Below are 12,593 nucleotides of genomic sequence, written 5' to 3'. Positions count from 1 at the left end.
CGAGTGGGGAGGCCTCTACATTAAACCTCATACAGCGCAAGATGTCCAGAGGCCATTTGCGAGGACTCCCAAAAATCTCTGTACAAACACCCTCCCAACCTATGTTACTAATACCTGAAACCCTTACAGAGCAGTATATCGAAGGCTCCGACGAACTTCCGTCATCACAGCCATTTCTTTCAGCCCTCGCGAGTGATATTAGATAATCACCGACCCAGGCAATTCAGTGACAGGCGGGCCCACCCCCCAAGTCTGAACATTGCCCAAAGTATGCCCCGACACAGGATAGAACCTAATACTGTCCTCATCTAAATTGATTAACTTTCGGAGTCGCCGCTGGAGTTCTGCAAACTTCGCAGTGGGTAGCACACACTCAAAAGTAGAATATTGCACCCACTTGCCATAACCTTTGAGCAAATCATGCACCTTTTGCCTCCGCTTATCAACCGGAATATCGTAGACAACGATATAAAGCAGCATACTTTATCGAATTTGATAAGGTTGATAAAGCTCAAGAGGATTGTACACAAACTGCTTGAAAGCTTTCACCTGCTGGTTAAGCAAATCCCATTTAGGTTGGCTGTCCCCAGAATTATTAGTAAAACCCTCTTCCATCCGTCGCAAAAATGCTGTCAAAAATTTCTGTCGCCCAGAATCATTCAGAAAACAGCCACTATTGCGGAAAACAAAATCTTCGCCAGCTTTCATCATGCCGTTATTGACAAGATAAAAAACCAAAGTATCAATAATTGGTGCCCGAAATTCCTCAATCAAATCTGAAGCCAAAGCTGCATGGCGTTCCGTTCCTTGGTGCAAACAAGCCGAATAAGGGTCTAAACCTTGCAATTCGATCAAACTCAATAAATGATTCCAGAGAACTTGATAGCCAAAACTGAGCATCGCATTAACGGGATTACCCGGAGGACGGCGCGACCTGCCGACAAACACAAAATCAGGATTGCTCAAACACTCTTCAAAAGCCGAAAAATACTGAGCAGCCCCCGCACCTTCCATCCCCATCAACTTCTCAATAGTTTCAGCCTCCCCAGCTTTTTTGATTAAATGTTCCAAACAGTCGATCGCAAAAGCAATGACATCAGAAGCTTGTCGGCGCTGCTGTCGCATCAGGATAACGCGGCTATTTTTCAGCTTAGCTTGCACGATGCGTCTGGCCACCTGCAAACGTTCTGCAAAACACAACTGTTGCTGGTAGCGAGAAAGTTGGCGATAACCGCGCTCGATCGGAAGAATCCGTCCGTAACAGTAACCCATGCGGGAAAGATAAGCGATCGGAATACTCCGCCACAGACAAGTTCTAATTGCTTGAGTTGTGACTTGAGATTGACCAAAAATCAGCAGTTGTTCAAGGAGAGGAAGCTGAATTTCACCGAGTACAGATTCGCCTTTTTTGATGACCAACATTTCTTGGTGCAAAGAGACGTAACAACCCGGTTGAGAAACGTAGACGGTACGCATAAGCAATAAACCCGCCGCTGCAACATTATTGGTTATCTGTCTAAATTTTGGGAATCGCCACGGCGCGGGCTAATTTGCGACGATACTGGGGTAGATTCTAAAGGAGTTTGGATTTCTGGGGCGCGAGAGGGTTGGAGATAGCGAACGATTTGGTCGGCGATTGTCGATGCAAAAAAAGTGGCTACTGTGACAAGGAATGTATTAGAAATTACGGCAGCTAATCCCAGGGGTGCGATGAGGAGAATGATGAGAGTGATAGTGCCGTTGACGGCTGCGAGGGAAAAGTTGCGGATTGTAGATGCGCGAGATGTGATGTACATAGTTGTGCTATTTCGTGTTGAATATGGAGGGTAAAGTTGGGTTGTAGATGCACCCTGAAGGTAAAAATTTTAGTTAAGCGCCTTAGTCCGCCGGGGGTTTAAAACCTGTGGCGGATGGGTGAAGCTGTTGCATATAGATAGTCGGTTTTATTTTTGCAGTTCGTAATGTCCGATCGCCTCTACCAATTCATCATGCACTTTCACCATCAAACTCGCCGACTTTAACGAAACAAACTTTTGCTGTGAAACAAAATTCAAACAGCCTAAAACCCTAGCTTCCCATTGTTCTCGATTGTCAGTATTCCAAGCTTTAAAAACATCATTTTCCTGCAAGCCACGCAAGGAATGAAAAGTCATATTCCTTTCCTCTATGGTATTGCCAGCTACTACTTGGATATCTACATTTTGCTCCCATTGATTCTTTGGATAAGACGCTTCGAGTAAAGTAAACAGTGATTTTCCAAACAAACCCACATTATTGTACCTATCACTTCTATTTGCATTAAACCAATACCGTAAATTCGGAGGCAAATTTACATCATGGATATATGCTGTATTTGGTTGCTTGGAATTAGAGTATTGAATTTGTGGCTTATAGTTATCTAATGCCCATTTCTTAATCAATCCTTCCACAGCCCGAAAACTGTGAAATAGAGCCTCAACCGTGTTACCCTGTCTTAAACGAATTACACCTAAATAGGCAGCTTCATAAGCCATCCACCACCACTGATTTGAACGCTCCTTTGCAACATCTCCCCTAGCCTTACTAAAGTCTTCAAAATTAGCAAAATTCCACTTTTTAGCCATTGCCAACAAGTCGCGAATTTCCAGCAATAGCGGATCGGAAGCATCTTTCCAGTAAGGTTTTAAAATGCGATCTACTCCCAAATAGTCATAACGACTTAATAGCGCTTTTGCTTCTTGAATTTGCATCCCCTGTAAATAAGTAGAACTTTCTATGAAATCCCCCTTCTCTGCTAGCTTTTCTTCATACTCATTGCTAACCAAAAACTTGACTTTTTTGCCAAACTTTGCTAAACAATCAAATTGAACAGCCGAAGAAATAGCTGGAGTTCCCGCTTGATGACTGATATAGAAGTTTGCACTTTTATCTAAATCTAAACTTGACAAAGCTTGCTGAACCAGAAACAATGCTTTATTCCAATTATCTAATCCCTCATCTTTAGATTTTGGTTTTAATTCCAAGTAATCAATTGATTTTAGTTGAGGAAAGTTTCTCTCAAAATATTGCTCAAATATCGGCTTGAGAGTGCAAGTATCCTGCCAATATGGGCTTTTGTCTATATTCCTGTCTTCGTTATCAAAAACTACTTCCTGATTAGTCAAAATCACAATTATTCGGTCAGGATTTGTTTTACCTTTCTCTAAAAGCTTGGCAGAAAAAGCATCTAGCAGTGGAAAGTGCAAATCTTGATAATATTCATCTGTTAACTGCGTTCCATAAACCATCCCCAGCGCTCTCGCTGGTACGATAAATGGTTCGTTATCATCAGTATTCGGCAGTCGTGTAGGTGCAAAACGGCGATCGTATAATTGACTTCTCACCTTTCTAAACAAAGTCCCCCAATTGTCATCAGTTTTGAGTTTGACATCGCTGCTACCAGTTGTCACAATCCAGATATTCATAATTATTCCTCAGTTGGCCAAAGTTTGATAAAGTCGCTCTGATTCTGTAAAAACTCAAGAAAATCTTGAGTTTTGTCCGATTTATCTGGAAAAATAGTCAAAAGCTCTACATACTCTTGCCTTTTTTGTCTCAATTCTCCGTTTTTCGTTGTGAGATAGCGGGGACACATCCGGTGCCAAATGCGACCAATATTATTTAGTTTTCCCGTCAAATCGTTTTGCTTAATAGACTGATTTTTTGAGTACGGCCCGTGAAACCATTTAATTGCTTCGCTGCTATGCTGATCCTCAGCGATTCTTCCCCAAACTTCCACTTTTTCGGGATGCCAGACTTCACGCCAAGCCATAACCTGATGACTAGGTTCTAAATGATTAACTGTTAACCATTCTATTGCCCTCTGCTGACCCTCTGCCAGAAATTTAGTAATATTGCTGAGGTCAGGATTAGCAGCCGTGACGTACAAAGTTTTTGAACTTTCATTAAACTTCCAGTGGCAGCCGATCGCAGGTTTGTCATTTCTCTTAAAATACTCAGGGAAAAACAGGCTGTGATCGACCCGCCGCCACGACTTGCCAAAACCGCCAAGCAAGAGAGAAAATTTAATTAAATAAGTGACAAACTTTTTTAACTCCTTCTGCGGATACCTATTATTTAGATTCACAATGTCCAGTCTTCCTGCCTGTAAATCGTAGGTAGGCATGACAACCGGATTCCTAGTCGGATAATATGTGTGTTCACCAAAATCGAGTTCCTCAGCAGTAAAGTTAATCCCCAACTGCCCGATAATTGCCCCTGTATCATCGCGTGTTTCAACAATTCCTCCCCAAAGTTTTTTGGTTAACAGTTGTGCTGTATTGGCATCTGTGACCCCTGCCAACAACCGCAAAGTATGACCCCGCAGCGCAGCTTTAAACATATTGGGTCGAAATTCTGGGGTTCTATTCAGTAGTTGCGACGTTAACCCGCAGCCGCTCAAATTGACAGAAAGTAAGATGCGATCGGCGCTTTCTACCTCTGCCATGCGACCATAACCTGCACTTACCCTCGAACCAATTCCGTGCCCTAAAGCTTTTTCCCAAATTTGCCAAATTTCCTCCCATTCTTGTTTTCCAAGCTGCTTGTTGCTGGAAATGCCAAATTGTAATTTACACTGATAAAGCGAGATTTGCACGTTAGCGCTGGTGACGGCATTTTCCATCACTTGGCGCTTTTGCTGAGAGTGAACGACATCGACTAAACGCTCTTTTTCTCCCCAAGACATATCAGCGGGGAAGCCACCGTGAAAGCGTAAAATTCCAGGTTTTGTAGTGTTCTGTCCGTCCTCTACAACTTCTCCTCCACAATATTTTTCTCGCTTTTTTGGAGGACACGATCGCCAGAAAGCGCCTTTCATGCTAGAACCAGGATAAAATGGCAAACCTTTCGCGCCAATTATGGGTCGAATCATGCCTTCATCTTGTCCACTGTTTGTAACTAAACGCCAGCTAAGGGTGTATTGTTTTGTTTCCACTCCTTGCCCGAATTCAGGCATTTTTACGAGTGATTTAGTTCGACCTCGTTTGTAAAGGGGAACGCTTTCATCGGCGTTTTCGGGGACGGGAGGACAGCATTCTAACCATTGTTCCACCCACTCAGAAGCGGGACCAGCATCGCCGGCGTACTGAATTTTGCCCCTTCCTTCTAATTGGGAGCGAAACATCAAAGGAACGCGATCGCTATCATTATTACTCATTGTCTTCACCTCCAGACTTGTTGTTACTATTAGTAGGTTTATACCGCTGAGTCCACCAAACCATACTGTCGCAAAGTTGAGTCAGCACAGCTATAGCTACTTTACGCTGTTCGATAGGAAAATCCCACAATTTATTGGCCATAATTTTAATGGCTGCTGTATCGTCAGAACTGACATTATCATTGGGAATTTTAACGCCCGCATTTGCCATAATTTTGACTAGCGCCTTCCAAGTATCCCTCCAATAATCAGCCTTATCTTGATCCTTGACTAACCGAAACTGTTCTCCCCAAAATCGCTCTAAACCATAAGCAACTGCAACGCGCATTTTGTATGCTTGATTGAGAGCGTCTTTTTTGTCACGATATTTTACAACTAAATCGTGAGCCTCTTGGTCTAATTTGTAAGATTCCCAAGCCATAAATTATACCTCCTTTAAGGTTAGATAACAGTGACCGAAACCAATTGATTCTAAACCGCCGAGATAAATGTCTGTGCCAGTAGACGCGCCAAAAGGTTGCCATGTCTCTTGGTTTTCTTTGAGGGCGATCGGAAATACTAAAATTGTGCCTTCTGGCAAAGCTTCAGTATTAAAAAAAGCTCCTTTTTTAGCTTTTTTTTCCTCTTTGTCTAAGGCAACTCGACTCTGACGATATAAGGCCATATCGTGAATCATGGCAATTTCATTGTCAGCCACAACAACGGCTGGCAATTCCTCTCCTAAAGGAAACCAAGCAGACAAATCCTGAGTTTTCTCAACAGTTAAAAAGCCAAAGTTAAAAAATAGCTTTGGTTGGCCATTTATGTCGAGAGCTTTTAAGGTGTGAGAACCTGTATAATTAGCTGGAGGTTTAGCTGATTTGAGAGATGTACCATCTTTTAGCTGGACATAATCTCCAGCAATTCGCTGATAGCGTTTCAGCAAACGAGGACAAGTTACCCAGACAATTGGTTGACCCGGACAAAATACTGGCAACCACAGCAGCGAAGCATATTCAAACTTAACTACAGACTCAGTGGTACTGTCTGGTTTCCCGGATTCTGCTTCCTGACCGTACCATTTATTAGCTTCAGCTTCTCCCAGACTACGGCGGATTTCCGATCGCAATCTTCCCCGAATCGAACTACCGGGAATAATGCCAGTTTGAGTAAACTGGTCGCGAAAAATTAAGTTTAAGTTGCCGCTTTCTTCACCAGCCGTTGCTCCCACATGAACAGGAGCAAGGGTTTCAATAATACCGTAAGCTTTTTTGTACATTATTCAACTCCTTGAATTTCAATTGGCAAACACAAACCGCATCCAACTTGTTTCAGGCTAAAACCTTCTTTGGGAAACCAATTTTCGGGGAATTCCCACCAAGTTTTATCTAAAGGTTCTCTGAGAAGATAGACAGTTCCGGGAGGAACTGCATAACGTCCGCGTCCCATTTGTCCTTTCGCGCGGTAGCGATAGGAAATGGGTTTATCCGTGAGCATCTCCGGTCGTTTTTGGGAGAAATCTGCATTTTTGGGATAGCGGTATGAAAACTTGTTAGAACCCCAAACTCCCGGTGTTATCAACGCAAACGAGCGCTGAATAGGCTTGCGTAAAAGTTTGACAATGGGACTGTTATTATCCAGTAGAACACTCTTGATTTCTACTAAATGATTTTCGCCACCAAAGCGATACCAACCATCTGCTAAAGGATGAGTTGAGAGATAAACTAGACAACATTCATCATCCATCTGCACGGAATTTTCCAAAAACAAACCATCTTCTGCTAAAGTACAGCGTTCGTCATCTTTTGTTTTGGGGTGTAAGATAGGAACGTATGTCCAAGGATTTTCGGCAACATCGCCATTTTTCTTAATAGCAGCCGTCTTATTTACCCAAGAATTAACGGTTTGCCAGCTATACTCAGGATCTAAGTCTTCGGATTCGCGATGCCATTTCCCAGATTTCATTTTCCATTCATCCACGCCTTTTTTAGAAATAATTTTGTGCCAAGGAATGGGGACGTAAAAGTATTCAGGATCGTCTGATTTTGCCCAGAATGGGCCAGCGACAAACAAATTATCACTAAGTTCTTTTGGAGAAATATAGGAAGTAACTTTGTTGGCGCTGAAAAATAGACCGGATAGGGTAGCGGCTTCGGGAGGGAATTTTGCCCCAGAACGTCCGACCAGGTTTTCAGGCGATAAAAATCCGCCAGAACTTCCGTACATAAATCCTAAAGGACTTATAGTGATGAGATATTTGAACATAGCTGCCATCCCACATTTATTAGGTCACTAATCCAGTAAATAAGTTCCTTGGTTGGTTCATTTGGGAAATCTCCAACGATATGCTTGCAGTTTTGTTCCAAATGCTCTCTGTCATTAAAGTAAAGTTGAAATAGAGTTAAAGCTAATCGGTCATCTGGGTTTTTTTCGTTGGGATTAAAGCTGATAGCATGACGATTTTTTAGATGAGCTAAATCTTTGTAAACATGAGTCCAGTTTGGCTTTTGCTCCCAGCTTTTGCCGTCGCGGTCTTTGTATTGTTTGAGAATATGCAAATAATCCCAAGGACAAGTCCACTGCACGTATTGACCGCTGTTAAAAACTACTCGAATTGTAACCCGATCGCGCCCCAAACTTTTCGCCCGTTTTTCTGCTTCTCGACAGTGTTGAAGAATATCTCGCTGCGGCACACTATGACCAGCCCAAACAAAACCAACACTTAAATTAATATCCTGACCGTGCTCTTTCCATTTATCTGACAATCCCATTAACCATTCTAATGCCTCTATAGGTTCTGGGGGCTTTTCAGGTTGGCTGCTGTAAATTACACCGAGGAAGTCGTCACCGCCGGCATAAACAATCCGCCCTTGGTCTTTGGGGAAATTCTTGATAAACTCCCCCCCCCAAGCCCGCATGGCTTTGCTGAACTTCTTTAGACCTTCATCTCCTTCTTTTTGAGCAATGTCCTGAAGTTTTTTGCCAACTCTGTCGCCATCTCCCATAAACCAGCCAGTCCAGTGTTCAGGTTCACGAATAATATCGCTAAACCCTGCTTCAAGCGGAGATATCCCAATGTTTCTGGCAATATCTTCGTCGCGAGTAACTAACCGCTTGACTAACTCAGGAATGCTCAATCTTTCATTAGGTGCAAGAAATTTTCCTTCGGGTTTGCCATCTGGGGGAAGATTTTCTAAGACACAGGAAAGACGTTGATAGAAATCCTTAAGTTCAGCTTTTTCTGTATCGGATAGCTGCTGTCCTGGATTTGAATGTTCCAAACCTAAACGTGGCCAGGCGATCGCATCCGTGCCCGTCAAACTCGAACTGTCGCCAATCCAGTTAATCGCCGTCCAATCACGACGCAATTTGCGAGTTTCTAGATTTTTCATCGCAGATTCTATCGAATCTCCGTGTCCCCAAAATATCTCCCAAGTGTACAAACCCCATCGCATCCACTCTAGCTGCCAAAAGTATTTTTCTTTAGGAGGTACTTCTCGTTCTATCCAAACTCGACATTCATTTAATATTTCTTGCCATGACTTCTGAAGGGTATTTGTCACGTCATTCCTGGAGAATTCCCCTTCCCCTTTCAGAAGTATCCGATTGGGCATTCCTTTCTGGATGTTAGGGGAACCGGGAGAAATGACATTCAAACCTGATTTTTCAGCTTGCTGTACTAGCTTGTAACTCAGATAAGACAGAATCAGTGAAGCCCCAAATAAATCTCGGAGTTTGCGGGATTTCTCGATAAAGCCTTGAACGGGGGCAAAGGCGATCGCAGTGTATGCAGACATAAATTCAATTTTAAGGCGGGCAATGCCGACCTGAATGCTGCTAGTAGTGTCCCCAGTCGCTAACTGCTTAAGTTCTACTCAACTCAATATACCAGTCGAGCCAGCTTCGAGTCTCGCAATTTACAATATGTATCAAATCTCTTGAAAAATCTACAGCTCTCTAAATAACGGCTTTGAGGTTTTTCTAGATTTTTGTGTCAATATTGTCTTTTCCTTGACTTTTACACGCCTTACCCCCATCATGGCAAAAAAACCAACCCCTCACCCCTATGCCGATAAACTAACGTTCGATCGCATCATGCTCCTCATCGCCACATTGGTAAACCATCCGGGCATCGGACACTCTGACACCGAAACCTCCGACACTAAATATCACGATGCCCTCCTAGAAGTTCAATCTCAATTACAGAAAGTTGCTGCCGAGTCCACCAGCATTGATTTTCCAGAAAACTATCCTGCAACTCCTACGATTCGCAAAGATTTAGAAACTTTGCGCCACTACGGAATCCTTGACAAACGAATGTATCGCTTCGGATATTATCTCGGCACTGGTGCAATGAATCGCGACGAACTACTATTCGCATTTCAATCCATAGCATCTCAAGCCAAATATCAAGGAAATCCACAAGCCCGCCAAATTTGCGAAAAACTCATTAAACGGTTGCGTGGATTAGATATCGAACTCAAAGGTCAATTGTTCTATCCCGTTCGCGAACAACTAAATCGTGCGATTATTTACACCGACCCTGTAGAAATGCTCGATCGCCAAGAATATCGCAATACCTTATTTCACAAACTAGACATCGTAGAAACAGCCATTGTTCGAGGTCAGCCGATCGAACTTTACCGCCAAAGCGATTATTATGGTAAAGGCAATGTCGGTTTTCGGCGCATCTGGCCCCTGCAACTGATTTATCACGATATTGCCTGGTACCTGATTTGCGAATCTTGCGACAGCGGGCATTTGAGCGTAGAACGGGTGAATCGCTTTACCGACCACTGCAAAATTCTCGATGTAGAAGCACGTGGTTTAGCCTCACAGCAACAAAGTCTGAAAATAGCTCACAAATTGTTAAAAAATGGTTGGGGGCTGTTCTTGGGCAAGCCAGAGCAACAACAGGCTGAATTACAGGGTACGCTGAAGTTGCAAAAAGTGAAGGTGCGATTTTTTGAGAAAGTGGTGGGGTTTATCTTAGAGGGCGATCGGCGGCATCCGCGACAAAAGATTAAGGAAGGGCCGAGGGATAGTTTTGGCAAAGTGCTTTATGTGGATTATCAGATCGATTTGCCCGATCGCTCTCTCAACGAATTTAGTCTGTGGGTGAACAGATATATGGATAGCGCCCAAGTGCTTTCCCCGCCCAGTTTGGTAGAAAAACACCGACAAGCAGCGAGAGATTTAGTTGATCGATACAGCTAACGAGACTTAAACAACAAATTCTTGCTAAGAATGCTCTAATCCTGTTTACTTAACACTCTCACGTCAAAGTACAACGTCCGTTGGCAGACAATATATCGGTGAAGTCAGCAAAACTGATAACGCAGTAAGTTTAGTAGCGACACATTTATCTTCCAGCGCTATATGAGAATTAGTTAATATGCTGATGATTACAGGAGTTCAAGTCTTGGACGGGACACCACTATTGACTTTAGGAGGCTAATCTAGCCAATATCGACGCACCTCGCTTGGTCGGTGTAACCCTTATGATTTGGTTGAGGTGCGTCGATGCTTTGCAGGGATTGAGTTTGAGGCTTATAGTTCGATGCTTTTTCTCATTTACCTATGCTATATTTTAGCGGTGCGTCGATTGGACGGCTGAATCCCTCACTGGATATGGTCTGTGCGACGAACTCTCCCTACTCGCTGGGGAAACTAATTGAATGGAAACTAAAGTACAGAACAGCATAACAAAGTAGGGCGACAACTCCCTACTCGCTGGGGAAACTAATTGAATGGAAACTCAGAGATAGGATGAGTATCGAGAAAATTGTCTTCTTCCCACTCGCTGGGGAACCAAATTGAATGGAAACGACTATTGGCAGCGACAAGCATTACACCAGGCGCTTCCCACTCGCTGGGGAAACTAATTGAATGGAAACGCTAAAACAAAATTAGTGGAAGTCTTCTATTAATGCGACAGTTTAAGGACAACCATAAATAGCTGTTGACAAAAGACTAGATTTCTAATAGTCTAATTTTGGGGGACGCCTCTACCGCATAGAGTGAACGTCCTTAAGGCATCGTCCTATCCCCCAGCCGAAGGGTTACGGCACTGTCTAGCAAGTTAACTTGTCACTTGCTAGAAATACATAGCTAAGACAAAGTGTGTCGAAGTCTTCTATTAATGCGGAATCGAAGGAGGCTTCGACTTCACACGACACCGCAAACAGAAATCAAAAATCAGAGCCTTCTGTAGTGCCAAAAGCTCTAAGTTTTCAACATCGGGAAAACTTCAAAGACAAACTTTTACAACTCAAATTTCAGCAATTAATCCGAATTGCGAAAAATTAACAAGCACAAAAAAAGCCCCATATTCGGGGCGGGTTTATTATATTGTTGGTTTCTGACAGAGAGGATTGGTGAAACTCTCCGCTACGAGAATTGGGGCAGACACGATCGCTTATTATGGAGTCACCAAAACCAAATCGTCCGCTGTTTTGACAATCTCAGAATTCTGCAAACCTAAATCTTTTAAACCTGGTTGAATAGAAACAACCGATCGCAGCTACGGAAGTTAACGCTAAATACTCCCCACTCGGTGGGCAAGCTAATTAAAGGGAAACGGGCGATCGTCAAAGTTCAAGAGATACCAGGTTTTCATTGGAAGCTCCCCACTTATTGGGAAAACTTCTGTTTCTTAACCCAGTCAATTTCTCCGAGCGATCGCCACTCCGAGTACAGCGATCGCACAATATCAAGAGAACCCTTACCCCTCCACCTCCTTAAGCCCATCCTCTAGCAACATCCGCACAATATCCACTTTCTTGCGCCCCGTCCTAGCCGCCAACATCGACAGTTTACGGTGCAGAGTTTCAGACATATCCACAGTAAACCTGACCGTAGCTTCTTTATCGGGTGCTTGCAGTTTGCTCATTAAACTAGGCTCCTTTGATTGAATGGAAACTGGTTGTAATGCCAATGCTTCCGGTTTCAGTGGTGTGGCGACTGGCAATGCACTTTCCGGTGTTAGCGATGCTGTGGGCGTTGGTGCTGACGATACAATTTCTGGTGGTGTTGGCGATGCAGCTTCCTTTGTACCGAAAACAAATTCTTCCATCGCGCTGCCGAGCGGTTTGCGTTTCTTGGTATTCATTTCAGCGCTCCCATGATTTCCTTAAACAGTCGGCTGTACTCTGTGCCAGAATCTTTGGCAGGTTGACCGCCCAAATCCCACACCGTAGCGGCTTGACCCGAAGAATCGGCGATGACTTGTTTTTGGTGAACGACTGAGTTGAGCAATTTGATGGTGCGGGCAAGTTTTCCCAGCAACTCCATTGCTTCGGTTTTGAGCTTTGTCCCCTTCCCCGCACGGCTGAGAAACATCACCGCTTGGGGCGGGCCTTGTCTCACCGATTGAATCGAGCAGGGGGCGATCGCCTTTTTTTCTGTCAACCAGAAAGCCTAAGCCATTTTTAAATTT

13 protein-coding genes and 1 CRISPR repeat array (1 of these 14 cut by a window edge) are annotated in these 12,593 nt (G+C 43.6%); of the genes, 2 read left to right on the top strand and 11 right to left on the bottom strand.

The features are described 5' to 3' along the window. A CRISPR array of direct repeats spans positions 1–11; the repeat unit is 36 nt (it extends 2,138 nt beyond the left edge of the window). A gap of 187 nt (positions 12–198) precedes the next feature. The 9 genes from cas2 to QUB10_RS08535 form a co-directional block, all read right to left on the bottom strand. Next, complete coding sequence (gene cas2, locus QUB10_RS08575; protein WP_333054841.1) at positions 199–480, bottom strand: CRISPR-associated endonuclease Cas2; 282 nt, start codon at positions 478–480, stop codon at positions 199–201. A gap of 3 nt (positions 481–483) precedes the next feature. Further along, complete coding sequence (gene cas1, locus QUB10_RS08570) at positions 484–1,476, bottom strand: CRISPR-associated endonuclease Cas1 (RefSeq protein ID WP_333054843.1); 993 nt, start codon at positions 1,474–1,476, stop codon at positions 484–486. A 32-nt stretch (positions 1,477–1,508) separates the two neighbouring features. After that, on the bottom strand, positions 1,509–1,796 hold the full coding sequence (gene csx18, locus QUB10_RS08565; protein ID WP_333054845.1) for a CRISPR-associated protein Csx18: 288 nt from the start codon (positions 1,794–1,796) through the stop codon (positions 1,509–1,511). Between the two features lie 147 nt (positions 1,797–1,943). Further along, the gene (locus QUB10_RS08560) at positions 1,944–3,443 is read right to left on the bottom strand and encodes a hypothetical protein (protein WP_333201251.1); all 1,500 of its coding nucleotides are present in this window, start codon (positions 3,441–3,443) and stop codon (positions 1,944–1,946) included. A 2-nt stretch (positions 3,444–3,445) separates the two neighbouring features. Continuing rightward, on the bottom strand, positions 3,446–5,176 hold the full coding sequence (locus QUB10_RS08555; protein WP_333201250.1) for a hypothetical protein: 1,731 nt from the start codon (positions 5,174–5,176) through the stop codon (positions 3,446–3,448). Next, the gene (locus QUB10_RS08550) at positions 5,169–5,597 is read right to left on the bottom strand and encodes a hypothetical protein (RefSeq protein ID WP_333054850.1); all 429 of its coding nucleotides are present in this window, start codon (positions 5,595–5,597) and stop codon (positions 5,169–5,171) included. The genes QUB10_RS08555 and QUB10_RS08550 overlap by 8 nt, the downstream gene beginning before the upstream one ends. 3 nt (positions 5,598–5,600) lie before the next feature. Continuing rightward, on the bottom strand, positions 5,601–6,434 hold the full coding sequence (gene cmr4 / locus QUB10_RS08545; protein WP_333054851.1) for a type III-B CRISPR module RAMP protein Cmr4: 834 nt from the start codon (positions 6,432–6,434) through the stop codon (positions 5,601–5,603). After that, on the bottom strand, positions 6,434–7,429 hold the full coding sequence (locus tag QUB10_RS08540) for a type III-B CRISPR module-associated Cmr3 family protein (protein WP_333201247.1): 996 nt from the start codon (positions 7,427–7,429) through the stop codon (positions 6,434–6,436). Before QUB10_RS08540 ends, cmr4 begins: the two co-directional genes overlap by 1 nt. Continuing rightward, positions 7,396–8,952 (bottom strand): Cas10/Cmr2 second palm domain-containing protein, encoded by a 1,557-nt coding sequence (locus QUB10_RS08535; RefSeq protein WP_333201245.1) that lies wholly within the window; start codon positions 8,950–8,952, stop codon positions 7,396–7,398. The genes QUB10_RS08540 and QUB10_RS08535 overlap by 34 nt, the downstream gene beginning before the upstream one ends. 241 nt (positions 8,953–9,193) lie before the next feature. On the opposite strand from QUB10_RS08535, the gene QUB10_RS08530 reads away from it, so the two are divergent. Further along, entirely contained in the window at positions 9,194–10,372 is a 1,179-nt protein-coding gene (locus tag QUB10_RS08530; RefSeq protein WP_333201243.1) for a WYL domain-containing protein, read from the top strand. Positions 10,373–11,654: 1,282 nt separating this feature from the next. Then, positions 11,655–11,912, top strand: a complete 258-nt coding sequence (locus QUB10_RS08525; protein ID WP_333201241.1) for a hypothetical protein — start codon at positions 11,655–11,657, stop codon at positions 11,910–11,912. Here QUB10_RS08525 and QUB10_RS08520 read toward each other — a convergent pair. Together QUB10_RS08520 and QUB10_RS08515 are read right to left on the bottom strand one after the other, a co-directional pair. Beyond that, positions 11,880–12,266 (bottom strand): hypothetical protein, encoded by a 387-nt coding sequence (locus tag QUB10_RS08520; protein WP_333201239.1) that lies wholly within the window; start codon positions 12,264–12,266, stop codon positions 11,880–11,882. The genes QUB10_RS08525 and QUB10_RS08520 overlap by 33 nt on opposite strands. Then, positions 12,263–12,565, bottom strand: coding sequence for a hypothetical protein (locus QUB10_RS08515; protein WP_333201237.1), 303 nt, complete (start codon positions 12,563–12,565; stop codon positions 12,263–12,265). Before QUB10_RS08515 ends, QUB10_RS08520 begins: the two co-directional genes overlap by 4 nt. Between the last annotated feature and the right edge of the window lie 28 nt (positions 12,566–12,593).

Source organism: Microcoleus sp. B5-D4, from assembly GCF_036705145.1.
Taxonomy (GTDB): domain Bacteria; phylum Cyanobacteriota; class Cyanobacteriia; order Cyanobacteriales; family Microcoleaceae; genus Microcoleus.
This window is presented reverse-complemented; position numbering and strand designations above follow the sequence as displayed.